17 protein-coding genes and 1 pseudogene are annotated in these 19,654 nt (G+C 36.4%); 9 read left to right on the forward strand and 9 right to left on the reverse strand.

Annotated elements, in window-relative coordinates:
* Positions 1-32 precede the first annotated feature (32 nt).
* Positions 33-209 carry a twin-arginine translocase TatA/TatE family subunit gene (gene tatA, locus HMPREF2660_RS04020; RefSeq protein ID WP_013598249.1) on the forward strand — a complete coding sequence of 59 codons (177 nt, stop codon included), beginning with the start codon at positions 33-35 and terminating at the stop codon, positions 207-209.
* An 82-nt stretch (positions 210-291) separates the two neighbouring features.
* Entirely contained in the window at positions 292-903 is a 612-nt protein-coding gene (locus HMPREF2660_RS04025) for a DUF4254 domain-containing protein (protein ID WP_013598250.1), read from the forward strand.
* An 84-nt stretch (positions 904-987) separates the two neighbouring features.
* Here the strand turns inward: HMPREF2660_RS04025 and HMPREF2660_RS04030 are convergent, their stop codons facing one another.
* The 3 genes from HMPREF2660_RS04030 to rluF all read right to left on the reverse strand — a co-directional run bounded on the left by HMPREF2660_RS04030 (position 988) and on the right by rluF (position 5,755).
* On the reverse strand, positions 988-2,139 hold the full coding sequence (locus HMPREF2660_RS04030) for a cystathionine gamma-synthase (protein WP_070485697.1): 1,152 nt from the start codon (positions 2,137-2,139) through the stop codon (positions 988-990).
* A gap of 190 nt (positions 2,140-2,329) precedes the next feature.
* Positions 2,330-4,777 carry an alpha/beta hydrolase family protein gene (locus tag HMPREF2660_RS04035; protein WP_070485699.1) on the reverse strand — a complete coding sequence of 816 codons (2,448 nt, stop codon included), beginning with the start codon at positions 4,775-4,777 and terminating at the stop codon, positions 2,330-2,332.
* 84 nt (positions 4,778-4,861) lie between these two features.
* Positions 4,862-5,755, reverse strand: coding sequence for a 23S rRNA pseudouridine(2604) synthase RluF (gene rluF / locus HMPREF2660_RS04040; RefSeq protein ID WP_013598253.1), 894 nt, complete (start codon positions 5,753-5,755; stop codon positions 4,862-4,864).
* A 99-nt stretch (positions 5,756-5,854) separates the two neighbouring features.
* Here rluF and HMPREF2660_RS04045 point away from each other — a divergent pair, with 99 nt between their 5' ends.
* Positions 5,855-6,202, forward strand: a complete 348-nt coding sequence (locus tag HMPREF2660_RS04045) for an arsenate reductase family protein (RefSeq protein ID WP_070485701.1) — start codon at positions 5,855-5,857, stop codon at positions 6,200-6,202.
* 14 nt (positions 6,203-6,216) lie between these two features.
* The gene (locus HMPREF2660_RS04050) at positions 6,217-8,346 is read left to right on the forward strand and encodes a S9 family peptidase (RefSeq protein WP_070485702.1); all 2,130 of its coding nucleotides are present in this window, start codon (positions 6,217-6,219) and stop codon (positions 8,344-8,346) included.
* A 76-nt stretch (positions 8,347-8,422) separates the two neighbouring features.
* On the opposite strand, the gene HMPREF2660_RS04055 is transcribed toward HMPREF2660_RS04050, so the two are convergent.
* Both HMPREF2660_RS04055 and HMPREF2660_RS04060 read right to left on the reverse strand, forming a co-directional pair.
* Positions 8,423-9,991: an Rne/Rng family ribonuclease gene (locus tag HMPREF2660_RS04055; protein WP_070485704.1), complete on the reverse strand. Its 1,569-nt coding sequence runs from the start codon at positions 9,989-9,991 to the stop codon at positions 8,423-8,425.
* 229 nt (positions 9,992-10,220) lie between these two features.
* Positions 10,221-10,514, reverse strand: coding sequence for an HU family DNA-binding protein (locus tag HMPREF2660_RS04060; RefSeq protein WP_013598257.1), 294 nt, complete (start codon positions 10,512-10,514; stop codon positions 10,221-10,223).
* Positions 10,515-10,588: 74 nt separating this feature from the next.
* Between HMPREF2660_RS04060 and mutY the strand changes: the two genes are divergently transcribed.
* From mutY to rseP, 4 genes are read left to right on the forward strand one after another with little or no spacing between them, the layout of a single operon-like run.
* A complete protein-coding gene (gene mutY, locus HMPREF2660_RS04065) occupies positions 10,589-11,635 on the forward strand; it encodes an A/G-specific adenine glycosylase (RefSeq protein ID WP_070485706.1) in 1,047 nt (348 codons plus the stop codon).
* A gap of 28 nt (positions 11,636-11,663) precedes the next feature.
* Complete coding sequence (locus tag HMPREF2660_RS04070; RefSeq protein ID WP_013598259.1) at positions 11,664-12,095, forward strand: single-stranded DNA-binding protein; 432 nt, start codon at positions 11,664-11,666, stop codon at positions 12,093-12,095.
* Between the two features lie 24 nt (positions 12,096-12,119).
* Positions 12,120-12,731 carry a gliding motility lipoprotein GldD gene (locus HMPREF2660_RS04075; protein WP_083299055.1) on the forward strand — a complete coding sequence of 204 codons (612 nt, stop codon included), beginning with the start codon at positions 12,120-12,122 and terminating at the stop codon, positions 12,729-12,731.
* 50 nt (positions 12,732-12,781) lie between these two features.
* Positions 12,782-14,098 carry an RIP metalloprotease RseP gene (gene rseP, locus HMPREF2660_RS04080; protein WP_013598261.1) on the forward strand — a complete coding sequence of 439 codons (1,317 nt, stop codon included), beginning with the start codon at positions 12,782-12,784 and terminating at the stop codon, positions 14,096-14,098.
* Positions 14,099-14,185: 87 nt separating this feature from the next.
* Here rseP and HMPREF2660_RS04085 read toward each other — a convergent pair whose 3' ends face one another.
* From HMPREF2660_RS04085 to HMPREF2660_RS04095, 3 genes are all read right to left on the reverse strand, one after another.
* The gene (locus HMPREF2660_RS04085; protein ID WP_013598262.1) at positions 14,186-14,434 is read right to left on the reverse strand and encodes a DUF6952 family protein; all 249 of its coding nucleotides are present in this window, start codon (positions 14,432-14,434) and stop codon (positions 14,186-14,188) included.
* The gene (locus tag HMPREF2660_RS04090) at positions 14,415-14,735 is read right to left on the reverse strand and encodes a thioredoxin family protein (protein ID WP_013598263.1); all 321 of its coding nucleotides are present in this window, start codon (positions 14,733-14,735) and stop codon (positions 14,415-14,417) included. The genes HMPREF2660_RS04085 and HMPREF2660_RS04090 overlap by 20 nt, the downstream gene beginning before the upstream one ends.
* Positions 14,736-14,858: 123 nt before the next feature.
* Positions 14,859-15,485, reverse strand: a complete 627-nt coding sequence (locus HMPREF2660_RS04095) for a peroxiredoxin (RefSeq protein ID WP_013598264.1) — start codon at positions 15,483-15,485, stop codon at positions 14,859-14,861.
* Positions 15,486-15,992: 507 nt separating this feature from the next.
* On the opposite strand from HMPREF2660_RS04095, the pseudogene HMPREF2660_RS04100 reads away from it, so the two are divergent.
* Positions 15,993-17,429 (forward strand): annotated as a pseudogene (locus HMPREF2660_RS04100) (glyceraldehyde-3-phosphate dehydrogenase); the annotation flags it as partial.
* A gap of 100 nt (positions 17,430-17,529) precedes the next feature.
* Here HMPREF2660_RS04100 and HMPREF2660_RS04105 read toward each other — a convergent pair.
* Positions 17,530-19,650, reverse strand: coding sequence for a prolyl oligopeptidase family serine peptidase (locus HMPREF2660_RS04105; RefSeq protein ID WP_141743542.1), 2,121 nt, complete (start codon positions 19,648-19,650; stop codon positions 17,530-17,532).
* Positions 19,651-19,654: the final 4 nt, after the last annotated feature.

Consider the following 19,654-nt stretch of genomic DNA (forward strand, 5'->3'; position numbering starts at 1 on the left):
TAATGTTTAACTTTGCACAAAATCAATAGAATATGTTTAGACAGTTTGGTGCTACAGAAATTATAATTATTCTTGTGATTGTTCTTTTGTTATTTGGTGGGAAAAAAATCCCTGAATTGATGAAAGGCTTAGGTTCTGGTATAAAAGAATTTAAGAACGCAACGAAAGAAGAAGACAAGAACATTGATCCTGATAAAAAGGAGAGCTAACTTTATTTAAATTTAATAAAGAAAAATACAGCATTGTGATTTTATTGCAATGCTTTTTTTATAACAAAATACAGTAACTAATATGACTTTTACAGAAAAAGCTTGGAACATATTTAACCAAAGTATTGCAGATTATCATCAACACGATGATGTGAATAGAACCATCGAAAATCCGTACAGTAAAGATGATTTGATTGAGCATTTGTTGTATAAAAAAAACTGGATCGATACAGTTCAATGGCATTTAGAAGATATCATTCGAGATCCAGCAATTGATCCAGAAGAAGCATTGCGTTTAAAACGTTGGATAGACAAGTCGAACCAAGAACGTACAGATATGGTAGAATATATCGACTCTTGGTTTTTAGACAAATACAAAGACGTTGTGGTGAGCCCAAATGCAAAAATTAATACAGAATCACCTGCTTGGGCAATCGATCGGTTATCCATTCTATCGCTCAAAGTTTATCATATGCAGCAAGAGGTAAACAGAGAAGATGCGAGTGAAGATCACAAATTTATTTGCCAAAGTAAATTAGATGTACTACAACTTCAACATCAGGACCTGAGTACAGCAATCGAAGAATTAATCGATGATATTGCAAAAGGCATCAAATACATGAAAGTGTATAAGCAAATGAAAATGTACAATGACGAAAGTTTGAATCCTGTATTGTATCAACAAAAGAAATAAAAAAATCGGAAAAGATAATTTATAAAAAAATCCAATCGAACCTTCGACTGGATTTTTTTATTGTATGATTGTTTCATAAAAAGATTAAATCAACGCGAAAACATTGGTTAAATCTTCAATCAAATCATCAATATCTTCAATACCAACACTTAGGCGGATTAGATCATCTGTGATTCCTATCTCAGCACGTTTTTCAGCTGGGATCGATGCGTGTGTCATCGTTGCAGGATGATTGGCCAAAGATTCTACGCCACCCAAAGACTCAGCTAAGGTGAAAACTTTCAGGTTCTCTAATAGTTTAAAAGCATCTTCTTGTTTACCTGATTTTAATGTGAAAGTTACCATTCCACCAAAAGCTTTCATTTGTTTTTTGGCAATTTTGTGCTGTGGATGATTGCTTAGACCCGGATAATACACTTTGTCTACTTTCGGATGTTGAACCAAAAACTCGGCAATTTTCATTCCGTTTTCGCAATGACGATCCATGCGAACGGCCAATGTTTTTATCCCGCGTAGTACTAAATACGAATCTTGTGGACCTAAAATACCGCCCGTAGCGAATAAATTAAAATGAACTTTTTCTGCTAATTCTTTCGAATTTACGATCACAGCTCCAGCAACCAAATCAGAATGTCCGCCCAAATATTTGGTCGCAGAATGCATAACAATATCAGCGCCCAACTCGATTGGACGTTGTAAATATGGCGATGCAAAAGTGTTGTCTACAGCCACTAGAACGTTTGCGTTTTTTGCTTTTGTAGCTTTCGAAACAGCCTCAATATCCACAACTTTCATCAAAGGATTGGTAGGTGTTTCTATCCAAATCATCTTGGTGTTGTCGTTCATCAAATCAACAATCGCATCTACATTGGTCATATCCACAAAATGGAATTTTAGGCCATAGTTGCTATAAACTCGTGTGAATAATCGATAAGAACCTCCATACAAATCGTCCATGGCGATGATTTCGTCTCCTAGAGAAAATAACTTCAAAATACCATCAATTGCAGCCAGTCCAGAACCAAATGCAAAACCGGCCACACCGCTTTCTATCGAAGCCAAAGAGTTTTCTAGAGCTGTGCGTGTTGGGTTTTCTCCACGTGCATATTCGTATCCCTTGTGTTTTCCTGGACTTTGTTGTGCAAAGGTTGAGGTCTGATAAATAGGAGGATTCACCGCTCCTGTAGAAGGATCGTGTTGTTGTCCTCCGTGTATTGTTTTTGTATTGAATTTCATGGCAATAGATTTTTATAATTTATACAAAGTTACGGGAATTTTTTGGTGATGTATTATTTCTATTGTATCCCGCTATTTATTAGTTTGTTTGATGCATGGTAAGATATGTTACATTTGTTTTTATCCCAAAATATAAAAAAAAGCTAACCCAATTCGGCTTAGCTTTTTGTGTCCAATATCCCCAAAAAAATTATTTCTTTTCTTCTTTGGTTTCTTGACCTTTGTTTTTTACGTATTTTTCTAACCATTGATCTTGTTCCCAAAGCATGTGTAGAACAGATTCTCTGGCCGAATACCCGTGAGACTCTTTTGGCAAGACCACGTAACGAGCGGTTGCCCCTAAACCTTTCAACGCATTGAAATAGCGCTCAGATTGCATCGGGAAAGTTCCAGAGTTGTTGTCCGCCTCACCATGAATCAGCAAAAGAGGAGTCTTCATTTTGTTTGCATTCTGGAACGGTGACATGGTATTGTAAACCTCTGGTGCTTCCCAGTAATTTCGTTCTTCCGATTGGAAACCAAAAGGTGTTAAGGTGCGGTTATAGGCTCCAGAACGAGCAATTCCTGCTGCAAACAAATCAGAGTGGGTTAAAAGATTTGCCGTCATGAAAGCTCCGTAAGAATGCCCTCCAACACCTACTCTTGTTCGGTCTATATAGCCTAATTTATCTACAGCATCGATGGCTGCTTTTGCATTTCCTACCAATTGCTTTACGAAAGTATCATTGGGTTCTTCGTTTCCTTCACCAATAATCGGGAATGCTGCATCATCCAACACAACATAACCGCGCATTGCCCAAAGTATTGGTGTACCGTATGACGGGTATGTAAACTGATTGGGTGAGGTAGTCACTTGCCCTGCCGTTGCTGGATCTTTAAATTCTCTGGGGTAAGCCCACATTAGCATCGGTAGTTTTTCTTTTTTCTTTCTGTCGTAATTTGGCGGAAGATAAAGTGTACCTGATAATTCTACCCCATCTTCTCGTTTATAGGTGATAACTTCTTTATGAACGCCATTCATCGCTTCGAAAGGGTTTTTATGAAAGGTTACTGCCTTTGGCTTTTGTTTAGGTTTGAAGATGTTTCTAATGTATAAGTTTGGGAATTCTGTTTTGGATTGAATTCTTTCTAAAACAATTCCTTTTTTAGGATCTAATACATTGACAATTGTTTCGAGTTTATCACTTTTAGCAGCACGCCAAATACGTTTAGTTTTCATGGTTTTCAGATCAAACTCATCAATAAAAGGCATAATGCCTTCGGCAGAAATTCCTTCACCTTCTAACATTAGTTTTTGATTGTTGATGAATAATTGTTGTCTACCAAATTGGTTGTCAATCGTCACAAAACTTCCTGGATTATTGTAAGCGTCTTGATAATTACGGCTGAAAAAACGTTTTGGTTCTTGTGTATTGTCCGATGGATTGAAAAGGTAATTACTGGTATTTCGAGTGTTCCACCAGTTGTCATACGCTATTGCTATTTGGTCATTCCCCCAAGTAATACCCGAAAAACGATCAACGGTTTTTAGAATCAGTTTTTTCTCTCCGTCGAAAGGAGCCGATAGCTGATAAATAGCATCGCGATAATCTACTTTTTTCTCTGCATTTCCTTCGTCTAAAGCTTCTGCCCAAACCAAAGTTGCCGGATGATCTGCACGCCAAGAAAGACTCCGTACACCTTTTGAGGTAGACATAAAGCCTTTTGGTCTATCTTCTTCTAACGGTTTTTCGGCTATGATTTTTACTTCCTTTCCTGTTTTGTCATAGACAGTTGTGGTTTGCGGAAAACGGTTATACGGGACAATGTACGAAAAAGGTTTTTTCATTTCGGTTATCGATATAAAGTTCCCGTCTGGCGAAACACTACTCCAAACATACATTCCTGCATCTTTCCATTTGGTAGTCGTACCATCGGTCGTAACCAGATATAGTTCAGAGCGAGTTAATTGTTCGAAATTGAACTCGTCGTTTTTGTTTTGTAACAAATCTTGGTAGGTTCTGTTTTGTGCTTCTTTTCCATCGCTTACAGAAATCGTAGGACCAGTAGGAACGGCTTCTTTGGTATCGATAAGCCCTTTTCTATCCGATGGTAAAACGTTCACTAAAAAGCTTTCTCCATCTTCTAACCAAGTAAATGGTCGACCCAAATTTGCATTTAAATTATCTTTGGTTAGTTTTTTAGCTTGATTGCTTTTTACATCCACTACCCAAAGTTCTACACCATTTTCGGTGGTGTTGGTGAAAGCTATTTTAGTCTGATTGCGATTCCAGATTACATTGGCAAATTTTCCATTGCTTGGCAATCCTTTTATCTCTTGCTCTTTACCTGTTTTTAGGTTATAAGCGCTTAAATGATCAAAGTACGATTGTCTACTATTGATATTGGTTTTCGGGTTGATGCGAAGTCCTCCTAAACGCATTTCGATTTCTGATAATTCAGCAATTGATTTGTAGCGGTTTCGGTAGAAGAAAAAAGCATTTTCACCTTTTCTGTCTGCATATACCGAAGGAGGAAGATTAGCATCTGCTAATTGTAAAATTTCGATAGGAGGTTGTTGGTACGGTAAATTCTCTTGCGCAAACAAATTGCCGATGCTCAGCGATAAGAAGAGAAGAGAATAGAATAGTTTTCTCATGTTAATTGATTTGAAATATATTTAAGTACGAAGATATTAAATTATTTGAAAAATATTTTCAGCCAGAGCTACAACCAAAAACAACTAATAACGTCTTTTACGTTTTGGCTTTTCGGGCGGTTTACTTTTCCCTATGCGTGGTTGGGATTTTGGTTTTCTGGTTATTCTCTTTTTTGGTGTTGTATCTTTTTCTAGAACGGTTTTTTTAGTTGTCGACTTTTTTTTAGCAGTCTTCTTGTTAGCCTTTGCTTTTTCATGTTGTTCCGATTGAGCCGTTAGACGCTTCAGTTCCATTAGCTCTTCTTTCGTCAGATCTCGGTACTGACCAATCGGAACATTCAAATCAATATTCATAATTCGGGTACGCTCGAGTTTTGTAACTCGATAATCGAAATATTCGCACATTCTACGGATTTGTCTGTTCAAACCTTGAATTAGAATTATCTTAAAGGTATTTGTGTTTAATTTTTCAACCGTACATTTTTTTGTATTCACACCAAGAATAGGAACTCCATTTTCCATTTTGGTACAGAAATCATCTGTAATCGGTTTGTCGACAGTAACGATGTATTCTTTCTCGTGCTTATTGCCAGCCCGAAGAATTTTGTTCACAATATCTCCATCGCTAGTCAAAAGAATCAATCCTTGCGAGTCTTTATCTAAGCGGCCAATCGGAAAAATACGCTCACCAAAACTCAGAAAATCGATGATATTGGTAGGATCATTCGGGTCGGTAGTGCATGTGATGCCAACGGGTTTATTAAGGGCAATGTATATGGCCATTTCTTTGTCTCTGGGTTTTATTTCGATATTGTTCACCACTACCTGATCATGTAATTGCACATGTTGTCCAACTTTTGCAATTCGACCATTAACGTATACTTGTCTGTTTTCTATATATTGATCAGCTTCTCGGCGAGAACAATAACCACTATCACTAATAAACTTATTGAGCCGTATTGTTTCCTTTCTTTCCATGTGGTAAAGATAATCATTCGATCAGGAAAATATCAAAATCAGCACAGAAACCAGTCAAACTTCTTTATCTTTACCCAATTGAATTGGAAAAAGGCTTGTATGAAAAAAATATTTTATCTGAAGACTTGTTCTACTTGTAAACGAATTCTAGATACAATACCGACAGACGGATTCGAGATGAGAGAAATAAAATCAGAACCATTAACCAAAAAAGAAGTGGACGATTTACAAAAATTAGCCAAAAGTTATGAGGCATTATTTTCGCGAAGAGCACAAAAGTATAAAACTTTAGGGCTGAAAGATAAAACACTTAACGAGCAAGATTATAAAGGTTATATTTTATCCGATTATACTTTTCTCAAACGTCCTGTAATTGTTGATGGACAATCGATTTTTATCGGAAGTGATAGAAAGAATATCGAAGCTTTGGAAAATCATTTTAAATAAAACATAGAATATACATGAAAAATATCCCCTATCTTACAATAGCATTTTTAGTAAGTTCGGCTGTTTTTGGGCAAAAGAAAAACCTAAGCATGGCCGATGCAGTTTTGGGTTTAGGAAGTAATTTACGAATAGAAAATCTATCCCAACTCGGCTGGAAGCCTTCACAAGATCGCTATACGCTAAGTGTGAAAACTTCGTATGGCGAGGCACTTGTAGAGCGTTCAGCAACTAATCAGAAAATAGATACACTTTTTCGTAGTACACAATTCGAGCAGAACCGTTTGCCTTATTTTCAATGGGTGAATGAAGAGGAGGCTTATTTTACCAACGCGAGAACTTATCATTGGATCAAAAAAAATGGACAGATTACCCAATGGATGCAACTACCAGAAAAAGCTGAAGATGCTACTATAGATGCACACAACAAACAACTCGCTTATGTGCTTGATAATAATGTGTTTTTGTATGATGAAACAGGTAAAATACATCAGATTACAAAAGATGGCAAGTACGAAGTTGTAAACGGAAAGTCGGTTCATCAGAACGAATTTGGGATCAATCATGGTTTGTTCTTTTCGCCAATGGGAAATTATTTGGCGTTTTATAAAATGGATCAGACAGTTGTAACCGATTATCCGATTGTTGACTGGTCGGTACAACCTGCAGTGAATAAAAACATCAAATATCCTTTTTCGGGCACAAAAAATCATACCGTAACTTTGGGAGTTTATCAACCCAAAACGGGCAAAACAATCTTTCTTCAAACCCAACCCGAAATCGATCATTATCTCACTTCAGTAACTTGGTCGCCTGATGAGAAATCTATTTTTATCGCCCTTTTATCACGCAATCAAAAACATCTCCAGCTCAACGAATATGATGTAGCAAGCGGAAAGAAAATAAGAACATTGTTCGAGGAAAAAGATGATAAATATGTAGAACCACAGCACGAATTGTATTTTTTGCCAGGGAAAAAAGATGAGTTTGTTTGGTGGTCGCAAAGAGACGGTTTTATGCATTTGTATCGATATAACAGAGAAGGGAAATTGTTGAATGCTATTACAAAAGGCAACTGGTTGGTAAATGAAATTGTAGGAAATAATCCGAAACGAAAAGAATTGTTAATTACAACAACCAAAGATTCTCCCAAAGAAAAACAACTGTATGCCGTGAACTGGGAAAACGGAAAATTGAGAAAAATCTCTAAAAACCCTGGAACTCATACAGTTTTAGCATCAAAATCAGGAAATTATGTGTTGGATGTTTGGACCAATGAAACCACGCCTCGTAAAATTGATTTACTTTCTACCGATGGAAAATCGACTCAAAATTTATTGACAGCCAAAAATCCTTTGGAAAATTATCAGACTGCAAAAGTAGAAAACCTTACTCTAAAAGCTGATGATGGAACCGATTTATACGGGAAAATTATTTATCCGACCGATTTTAATCCTACTAAAAAATATCCAGTAATTGTGTATTTATACAATGGACCGCATGCACAATTGATTACGAATCGCTTCCCAGCAAGCGGAAATCTATGGTATGATGTCTTGGCCGATAAAGGTTATATTGTTTTCACAATGGACGGTCGCGGATCATCAAACAGGGGGCTGAAGTTTGAGCAAGCAATCCACCGAAAATTAGCTACTGTAGAAATGAATGATCAGATGAAAGGTGTAGAGTACTTGCGTTCATTGCCATATGTAGATGCCGAAAGGATGGGAATTCATGGTTGGAGCTATGGGGGTTTTATGACAACATCTTTCATGTTGAGAAAGCCAGAGGTTTTTAAAGTTGGCGTTGCTGGAGGTCCGGTTCTCGATTGGACGCAATATGAAATTATGTATACAGAACGCTACATGGAATCGCCTCAAGACAATCCAGAAGGATACAAAGAAAACAACTTGCTCAACCGAGCCAAAGATCTCAAAGGTAAATTGATGATGATTCACGGAGCGCAAGATCCGGTGGTGGTTTGGCAACATTCGATAGATTTTCTTCGCGAAGCTGTAAGTAACGGAGTGCAAATAGATTATTTCGTGTATCCAGGACACGAACATAATGTGCGCGGCAAAGATAGAGTGCATTTGATGCAGAAAATTACCGACTATTTCGATCTATACTTACAACCCGAAAAATAATATTTCTCTACAGAAAACTTACTTTTTATCGATATTAATAAAAAAAATCTACTCCTAGAGTAGATTTTTTTGTTGCTTAATTTGACTCGTTGTAAAGGGTGTTTTTGTTGAGGTCTAAGAAGTTGAATTGCAAATACTTATAGGCGTCTCTTGGGACGATTTTTATCCATTTTTTGTATCTCATAAACCATTTCATTTGTATGCTTGGAATTCCTTGTTTTAGATAAGCAGCTACAAATGGGTGTACATGTAACGACATCTTGCTTAGATCTTTGTCTTTTCGGTCAACGATGCCTTGAAGAGTTTGATTGATTCTATCGATCAATACAATAGGCGCTTCAATTTCGTCATCGTGATTGGGGTTTTCTTCGGTTGTGGTATAATTCAGTTCAGGACGCACCCTTTGTCGAGTTATCTGAATTAAACCAAATCTACTTGGGGGTAGAATTTTGTGTTTGGCTTTGTCTTTTTGCATTTCTGAACGTAAATGTTCAAAAAGTTGTTTCTTATGCTCGGCAGAAGTCATGTCAATAAAGTCGATAACAACAATACCTCCCATATCTCTTAGTTTCAGTTGTCTAGCAATTTCGGTTGCTGCAACTTTGTTCACAGTGAAAGCAGAGTCTTCTTGGTTTCTAGAGTTTCTGGAGATGTTACCAGAGTTCACATCAATAACATGTAAAGCTTCAGTATGTTCGATAACCAGATAAGCTCCTTTCGATTGTGGGATGGTTACCGTTCTGCCAAAAGCTAGCTTTATTTGCCGCTCGATGTTATACTTCTCGAATATAGGAACGATAGGATCTTCGTATAGTTTTACGATTTTTATTTTATCGGGCGCAATATATTTTAGGTAATCGCGCATATCGTTGTACAAAGATTCATCATCCACCGAAATCTTGATGAAATCATCATTGAAATTATCTCGAAGAATAGAAGATGCACGATCCATCTCATCTAGAATCAGTGCAGGAGCAGTGTTCTTTACCAAGTTTCGATGGACTACTTTCCACTTATTGAGTAAATAATTCAAGTCATCTTGCAACTCTTCTGTGTTTTTTTCTTCGGCAACTGTTCGGATAATTACACCAAATCCTTCTGGCTTTATCGCTTCTAAAATCCCTAGCAAACGTTCGCGCTCTTCTTTGTTTTTTATTTTCTGTGAAATAGAAACTCTATTAGAGAACGGAACTAAAACTATATAACGACCAGCAATAGAAATTTCTGAAGTAATTCTAGGACCTTTGGAGTGTATCGGCTCTTTGGTAATTTGAACCATTACCGAATCTCCGGGCTGAAAAACATCTGCAATAGAGCCGTCTTTGTTGATATCTTTCTCAGTCTTGAAGTGCTTCAACCAATGTGTTTGGTGCTTGTTCTTCATCGACAAACGAGAAAACTTGAAAGACGAACGAATTTGTGGTCCCAAATCATGGTAATGTAAAAAGGCATCTTTAGAATACCCAATATCTACAAAACATGCGTTGAGACTTGGTGCCAATTTTTTGATTTTCCCCAAGTAAATATCACCAACAGCAAAACCTTGATTGCTGGAATCCTGATGAAGCTCCATTAATCGACCATCTTCTAAGACAGCAATGCGCACATCTTGACCCTCTGTTGATATTACTAATTCTTTATTCATCAAAAAATAATGTTCTATTAATTAAACACAAAAGCACTTTCCTGTTTGGCTAACATGAAAAGTGCTAATCAAAAAGATTAAAAATATATCACCTGTAATACATGGATTATTTTTTCTTTTTGTGTCTGTTAAGACGACGACGTTTTTTTCTTTTATGAGTCGCTACCTTATGTCTTTTACGTTTTTTTCCGCTTGGCATATTTCTAAAATTTATTTAATAATGTTATAATTAATCTTCTACTTTTACTTTTGCTTTTACGCTTTCTACAAATGATTTGGCAGGTTTGAAGCCTGGGACATTGTGTGCAGGAATAATAATAGATGTTCCTTTGGTAATGTTACGCCCCGTTTTTTCTGCTCTTTTCTTGATTGTGAATGAACCAAAACCTCTCAGGTAAACATTTTCTCCGTTTTCTAATGATTTGATCACCTCGTCCATAAACGCCTCAATAACTCGCTGCGTATCTCCTTTCTCAAGACCTAATTTACTTGAAATATTGTTTACTATATCTGCCTTTGTCATAATTACTCTTTATTATTCTTAAATTTGAAAGCGGATGCAAATATAAGCATTGTAAATTTTAAAAAAAAAGTTATTTGGACAAAAAATTAAATGCCAACTTATTGATTTTGGCTTGGTTCGATCATAATAAACGTATTCTACCTTGGCGCAATACAAAAGATCCCTATAAAATTTGGCTTTCAGAAATTATTCTACAACAAACTCGTGTACAACAAGGTATCGCCTATTACGAGAGTTTTATATCTCATTTCCCGACACTCGAGATGTTGGCAAGAGCCGATGAAAATCAGGTGCTTAAGCTGTGGCAAGGATTAGGATATTATTCGAGAGCACGTAATTTGCATGCTACCGCAAAATATCTTTATCTTCATGAAGATAGTATTTTCCCAGATAATTCACAAGATCTGAAAAAACTAAAAGGCATTGGTGATTATACTGCATCGGCAATTGCTTCTATTTGTTATAATGAAGTAACCCCTGCACTCGACGGGAATATGTATCGTGTTTTTGCTCGATATTTTGGTTTGTATGATGACATTACTGAACCTGCAACTAAAAAGAAATTTTTTGCATTGGGGAAAGAGATCATCGATAGAGAACGTCCAGGCGATTTTAATCAAGCGGTAATGGATTTAGGTGCGATGATTTGTACTCCCCAAAATTATAAATGTGAAGCTTGTCCGTTGAACGAATCGTGTTTTGCTTTGCAGAAAAATGTCCAAAATAAATTGCCAGTCAAATTAAAAAAAATAACCATCAAAAATAGATATTTACATTTTATATATATTCATCACCAACATCTTTTTTTGCTTATGCAACGTGATGATAAAGATGTTTGGGCAAAACTTTTTAGCTTACCAAAAGTTGAAAGCAGAAAAGCCGACGATGTGCCTATTTTTCATAGGGATTATGATGATAAATGTCGATTTTTGTATGAAGAAACTCATCTTTTATCGCATCAACGCTTACATATAAAATTTTGGGAATTAGAGGTGAATGAACAATCTTTGTCGGATCTGAAAGCTTTTTGGAAAGCCGAAATTGTATCCTACCAAGACCTCGAGCGATATGCCTTGCCCAAACCTATTGAAAAGTTTATGGATTTAAGAATTTTCGATTAAATTTGTTTATAACCTTAAAGAGAATGTTATGAATGGAACCACGAATAAAGTAATCTTAATAGGAAATTTGGGTGACGACGTAAAGGTGCATTATTTTGATGACACCAATTGCATAGGCAGATTTCCGATTGCCACCACCGAAGCTTACACTTCGAGAGCTGGTGAACGAATCACAGAAACAGAGTGGCATAATATTGTAACCCGAAATAAGTTGGCAGAGTTGTGCGAAAAATACCTAAAAAAAGGAGATAAAGTTTTTGTCGAAGGAAGAATAAAAACTCGCAAATGGGATGATAATGGGCAAACACGCTACACTACAGAAATTGTGGCTAACTCGATTGAGTTCCTCACACCGAAAAGTGATCATGCACAAGGTACAGGAACTTTACCAAGAAGTAGTAGTTTAGATACGAAAAACGTACAAGAAATAGAGGATGAAAAGGACGATTTACCTTTCTAGCAAAATACGGTTTAATATAGTTGAATGAAAAAGCAAAAAAAGTTAGCAAGTCTGCTAATGATTTCAATTGCAGGAGGGTTGGGATTTTTTTTTAGCAGTTGCGAACAAAATGAACAAGCAAAACCCTTAGGACAAATCCGGTTAGAGTATCCCAAAGCAAGCTATAACGATTATCAGCAGGCAAGAGATTTTACATTTTCTTATTCTCGGTGGGCAAAGGTGATTTCGGACCCGAATAATCCATCGAGATTAACGATTCATTATCCGCGTATGAAGGCGAATATGTATCTCACTTATTTTCCGATAACTTCGAAGCCCGATTTAATCTCTAAGATAAAAGATAGTGAAAAATTTGTTCAAGAACAAACCGTAAAAGCGTCTTATATTTCTCCACAAGAATTCCATTATCCAGAGCATCGGGTATATGGTACCTTGTTTGAGTTGGGCGGAGAATCGGCAATTAACTACAAATTTCATGTGACCGATAGCGTACGAAACTTCATTTCGGGCTCGGTTTACTTTTCGGCAAAACCAAATCCCGATTCACTAGCGCCTGCTATACAATATATACAATCGGATGTAAAACGCTTCATTGAATCAGTCGAATGGAAAAATAATTCTTCAACTGAAGAATAAATCCGTAATTTTGTACCCTTTATAAAATAATAAATTTAGAAAAATAGAATATGATAATTCAGATAGCGCAGGTAATGCTTAGCTTAATGTTGTTGGTCATGTTACACGAATATGGTCATTATATTACGGCTAGAATTTTTGGTGTTCGTGTAGAGCGTTTTTTCGTTTTCTTTGATGTGAAGTTTGCCATCTGGAAAAAGAAAATTGGCGATACTCTCTACGGAATTGGGTGGTTGCCATTAGGAGGGTATGTGAAATTGGCCGGTATGATAGACGAAAGTATGGATACCGAACAAATGAAGCAAGAACCACAGCCGTGGGAGTTTAGGACAAAACCTGCTTGGCAAAGATTAATTATCATGCTCGGAGGTATAATTGTTAATATTTTATTGGCAATTCTTATTTTCTGGGTAATGTTAATGAAAAATGGAGAAACCTATATCGATGTGCAAAAAATGCAATATGGTTTAACGGTAGACTCTACCCAAGTAAAACTAGGTCTAAAAAAAGGTGATATACCAATTGGAGTAGACCATATAAAATACAATAGCTTGCAAGAAATTGCCAAAGAATCGATGTTGGGTGGGAAATCCTTAGAGGTTTTGCGTAACGGTGAAGAGGTTTCTCTACCGATTACAAAAGAATTTAGTAAGAAAATTTTAGAGTACAAAGGAAGCTTCTATACTCCAGACTTTCCTTTTATTATAGATAGTGTAGTAGCCAATTCGAATGCAGAAAATGCAGGAATTATAAAAGGTGATCGAATAACAGGTATTGACGGAAGAACAATTCATACTTTTGCAGATTTTAACGATTGGATTAATAAATACAAAGGACAAAATGTAACGATTTCTGTAATGAGAAATAGTAAAGAAATCGAGTTGATGGCAAAGGTAGACCAAAAAGGGAAACTGGGTATTCTAACAACTCCCGATAATACGTATCTAAAAGGATTGGTTAATCAGCAAGATCTAGGTGTTTTCGGAAGCTTGAAAGAAGGAGTGACAAGAACTTTCAGCTCTGTTTTTACTCAAATGCGTGGACTTAAAACCGTTGCAACTACAGAAGGAGGCCGTAAGCAAGTTGCAGGACCAATCGGGATGGTTAAGCAGATGCCAACGACATGGAATTGGGATTTCTTCTGGAATTTTACTGCAGTAATTTCAGCATGGTTAGCTTTTATTAATCTATTGCCGATTCCTGCGTTAGATGGTGGTCATGCTGTTTTCGCATTGTATGAGATGATTTCTGGGAGAAAACCAAGTGATAAATTGTTGGAAAAAGCACAAATGGTCGGAGCAATTATTTTACTAGGTTTGATGGTCTTTATCTTAGGAAATGATATCTTTAATTTGTTTTCTAAATAATAATCCAAATACTATATAAAAAAAGGAGGGAGTTGTGACTATGTCACAACTCCCTCCTTTTTTACTCTCTTTATCCTGAGAATAATTTTAGCGATCAATTGATCCCATAACACGTTGCATAAAAGTATTGGCTGCTTCGCGCTCATCCATGCCTTTGTTTAACATTTCTTTCATTTCTATGGCGCCGCAAATATTAGAAATAATCTCACCTATTGCTTCTTGTTCATCTTCTTTTACGGCTGGTGACTCTGCATAAGATTCTAGAACTACTAATGCAGCCTCTAAATCTTCTGTCGACACATTTTTTGCCAAATTCTTAAATACTGGTAACTTCATTGTATAATTCTTTTATTGCTTCTATTTTCGATGCGGTTACTTGTCCTACCTTTTCACCTCCCTTAAAGATAGCGAAGGTTGGTAAGTTTGGAACATCCGCTAATTTTCTAGATTCTACAAATTTCTCTGCATCTACATAGATAAATTTAGCGTCGGGTGTTTCGGCTGCCATACGTTTGAATTTTGGTTTTACCAAACGACAGTTTCCGCACCATCCTGCACCGTATTGCACCACAACTAAGTCGTTGTCTGCTATTTGTTGTGCTAAATTATCTTCTTGTAATTCAATTAATTCTGACATATGTTTTGGGTTAATTTGTTTTTTTAAAGTTGAAAAAAGCCGTCTAAACAACTTCTGATATTACATTCTGTAGTTTAGACAGCTGCTAGTTAAACTCTATTATATAAAGTGTAATGTAATTGATTAGTTTTTAGATAAATAAGTTGCTACACCTTCTTTGGTTGCATTCATAGCTTCTTTACCTTCTTCCCAGTTTGCAGGACAAACTTCTCCGTATTTTTCTACGTGTAAGATAGCGTCTAATAAACGTACATACTCGTCGATATTACGACCTAATGGTAAATCGTTGATGGTTTCGTGACGTACAACTCCGTTTTTGTCGATGATAAAAGTACCACGGAAAGCAACTGGCAATCCTTCAAATTCTAAGGCATCTCTTTCTTCATTGTACACATAATCTCCTGCCAAAACACCGTAATCCATTGCGATAGTTTTTGCTAAATCAGCTACAACTGGATACGTAACCCCTTCTATTCCACCGTTGTCTTTTGCGGTTGTTAACCAAGCTAAATGCGTTTCTTCAGAGTCGCAAGATGCAGCGATAACTACAGCATCTCTTTTTTCGAATTCTGCTAGTTTAGATTGAAATGCATGTAATTCTGTTGGGCAAACAAAAGTGAAATCTTTTGGATAGAAGAATAACACGATATTTTTCTCACCAATTGGTAAGCTAAAATTTTCTACAATCTCATCTCCGTTGATAACTGCTGGTGCAACAAAATTTGGTGCTTTTTTTCCTACTAATGACATACTTTCTAATGTTTTTGTGATTAATACTATTCTTTATTTCATTTTATCTAAGGCAAATATACGCTAGATTGGCTGTTTTTTCATAGATAAACAATATTAAAAATAGATAGCTTAATAAGTTTTCTTTATAGTTGAACTGTTTAACTTATACTGATAAAGGTATGAAATTCTTTGTTAAGGAAAGGTGAAATCTATCAATATAGTGGATGGTATAAGAAAAAAAATAATTGATCAGTTGAGGGATTTCGGTAAATTTTGTTGAAAATAGATTTCATTGTGCAGAAAAAAAATAAATGTATAATATTTCAACAATCTATCCAGGAAGAAGATATTTGTGGAGTAGTTAATATTATCTTATGGTAAAATATCTATTCTAGTAGTATTTCATCATTTTTCTAGGTAGGAGAAAGAACGATGATTTGTTTTTTCAATTTTCGTACAATACAGTATAAATCATTATCTTTGCGCAACTAGAACAAAACATAAAATAAATAATAAAGAACATGGCAAAACGTTTCGTACGAAGATCAGTTAGTCAACCAAGCGAAGGTTAGAAAAGACACGGTAGAGTTAATCAAGACTGTGAGCGACTTATGGTATGATAAGTCAATAGAGCTATTAATTTTCCGTAATCAATTAATTGATAAAAATGTTAGTGAAATTATCAATCTTCATGAGTATGCGGGTGAATTTATCGGCAAACCTATAGCGATAGAAGATACATTGGCGATTGCAAATGCTATTAATGCTATTGATTTGCCACCCTCAAGAATAGATTTAGGAAAGTTAACTTACGAGTACAAAAATAGCGGAAGCGAAAATGCAGAAGACTTTGTTCGTGAATCATTGAAAGATGCGAAAGATATCGAAAATATCGAACCGCGTGACGTTGTACTTTATGGTTTTGGTCGTATCGGACGTTTATTAGCTCGCGAATTAATGTCGAAAGTAGGAAAAGGACAGCAATTGCGCTTACGTGCCATAGTTACACGTGACAAAAATGATCCTACTTTGATAGAAAAAAGAGCGTCTCTATTACGTTATGATTCAGTTCATGGAGACTTCGATGGTTCTGTAATTGCAGATCACGAAAACAATGCATTAATTATCAACGGAACAACTGTAAATTTAATTTCAGCAGCCCAACCAGAAGATATCGATTACACGTCGTACGGTTACAAAAATGTTTTGGTTATTGATAATACTGGCGCTTTCAAAGATGAAGAAGCTTTGAGCCGACATTTGAAATCAAAAGGTGCTGAGAAAGTGATTCTTACTGCTCCAGGAAAAGGTGTGCCCAATATTGTATACGGTGTAAATCATGAAGATTATTCTCCAGACGAGGTCAACATATTTTCAGCTGCATCTTGTACTACCAATGCGATTACACCTATTTTGGCTGTAGTAGAAGAGAAGCTTGGGGTTGTGAAAGGTCATTTAGAAACTATTCATGCGTATACCAATGATCAAAATTTAGTAGATAATATGCACAAAAAATACCGTCGTGGTCGTGCGGCTGCTCTCAATATGGTTATTACAGAAACCGGAGCAGGAAGTGCAGTATCAAAAGCATTGCCAAGTCTAGAAGGTAAACTTACCTCGAATGCTATTCGTGTTCCTGTACCAAACGGATCGTTAGCAGTTCTCAACATCGAATTTGGAAAGGATGTAACTCGAGATGATATAAATGAGGCTATTCGTCACGCTGCATTAGAAGGCAATCTGGTAGAACAAATTAAATATTCATTAAACAACGAATTGGTGTCTTCTGACATTGTCGGGACGTCGGCACCTTCTATTTTCGATAGTAATGCAACTTTAGTATCTAGCGATGGTAGAAATGGAGTGTTATATGTTTGGTATGATAATGAGTACGGATATAGCCACCAAGTAATTCGTCTAGCAAAGTATGTTGCTAAAGTTAGACGTTATACTTACTACTAATAAAGCAATTATTTCTAATTATAAAAAGGTAGTTAACCAATTTAGTTAACTACCTTTTTTTTATTGATTACTATTTTAAGGGCTGATCTCAAAAAAATGATTATTTCTTTTTGAGATTTTTGATACCCATATTCCACAGCGTAAACGCAAATTTATCAGCTGTTTCGTTGATTATAACTTCTGTCGATCTTCCTGCACCATGCCCTGCTTTGGTCTCGATACGGATAAGAACAGGATTTTTACAGCCTTGTTTGTCTTGTAACTCTGCAGCAAATTTGTACGAATGTGCCGGAACAACACGATCATCATGGTCTCCTGTAGTAACTAATGTCGCAGGATAACATTGTCCTTTTTTCACATTGTGTACAGGTGAATATGCTTTGAGATAATTAAACATTTCTTTGCTGTCTTCTGCAGTACCATAATCATATCCCCATCCTGCACCTGCCGTAAATGTATGGTAACGAAGCATGTCTAAAACCCCAACAGCTGGCAAGGCAACTTTGGCAATTTTCGGATCGATTGTCATCGTAGCTCCAACCAATAATCCTCCGTTCGATCCTCCAGAAAGGGCGGTATATTCTGGTGAAGTGTACTTGTTTTTATGTAGGTATTGAGCGGCAGCGATAAAATCATCAAATACATTTAATTTATTGAATTGTCGCCCTCCGTCGTGCCATTTTTTTCCATATTCACCTCCGCCACGTAGATTGGCAACAGCATAAATTCCACCATTTTCTATCCAAGTAGCAGTTGTCACGCTAAAAGAAGGTGTCAGACTGATATTGAACCCTCCATAACCGTAGAGAATAGTAGGGTTTTTTCCGTCGAGTTTTAATCCTTTTTTATAGGTAATAATCATCGGAACTTTGGTCCCATCTTTTGATGAATAAAATACTTGCTTCGATTCGTAATTTTCTGGATTGAATTTGATTGCAGGTTTAATGTATAATTCTGATTTACCTGTTTCTAAATCGAATTTGTAACTCGTTGTCGGAGTGATATAATTGCTAAAAACGTAATACACTTCTGTTTCGTCTTTTTTCCCACTAAAACCTCCAGCACTCCCGACACCAGGTAATAGTATGTCGCGCACTTTTTTACCTGTTTTGTCTAATTGCTGAATTTGTGTAACGGCATCTTTCAGGTAATGTGCAAAGAAGTATTTGCCAGCTGTCGAAATCGATAAAACATTTTCGGTTTCTGCAACGACGTCTTGCCATTTTTCTTTATCTGTTGTTGTATAATTGGTTTTTACCAAGCGATTGTTAGGCGCTTTGTAGTTGGTTTGGATATATAGCACATCTCCATCATTGTCTACAACCGTAGCGTTTTGATCGAAACCTTTAGCTAACTGTATAAACTTATTATCTTGCGCATTCAAATCCTGAATGTACAATTCGTTTCCTGTTGTGGTGTTTGCAGCAGTAATTACCAAGAAACGTTCATCATCGGTAAGGTATGCTCCAATGTAACGACGAGGTGTTTCTTTTCCACCGAAAACTAATTTGTCATCTTTTTGCGGGGTGTTTAGTGTATGGAAATACACTTTGTGTTGGTCTGTTTTTTCTGATAATTCAGATCCTTTTGGTTTGTCGTAGCTCGAGTAATAAAATCCTTGATTTCCTTTCCAGGCAATGCCAGAGAATTTCACATCGACCAAGGTCTCTCCAATCTGTTGTTTGTTTTCAGTATTCAGAACAATCACTTTTCTCCAATCAGAGCCTCCCTCCGAAATAGAGTAAGCAACTAAGCTTCCATCTTTTGAGAAGCTAACGTCTGCCAAAGAAGTAGAGCCATCTTTCGAGAAGGTATTTGGGTCAAGAAAAACTTCCTCTTTTCCGTTTTCACCTTTTTTACGGTACAATACACTATGCTGTTGTAAACCATTGTTTTTGTAGTAGTAAGTATAACTTCCTTCTTTGAAAGGTGTTCCTACCTTTTCGTAATTCCAAATATCAGTCAATTGTTTTTTCAACTCATTGCGTAACGGAATTTTGTCGAGATAAGAAAAAGTTACTTTATTTTCGGCTTCTACCCATGCTTTCGTTTGAGGCGAACGATCGTCTTCTAACCATCGATATGGGTCGGCAACTTTCTCACCAAAATATTCATCAGTATGGTTTGCTTTTGCTGTGGTTGGGTATTTCCCTTTAAAGTTCTGTGCATTTAAGTTCATCAGAATTCCAAGATTGAAAAGTAATACAGATAGTTTTTTCATGGTA

Source organism: Weeksella sp. HMSC059D05 (assembly GCF_001809725.1).
GTDB classification, from domain to species: Bacteria; Bacteroidota; Bacteroidia; order Flavobacteriales; family Weeksellaceae; genus Weeksella; species Weeksella virosa.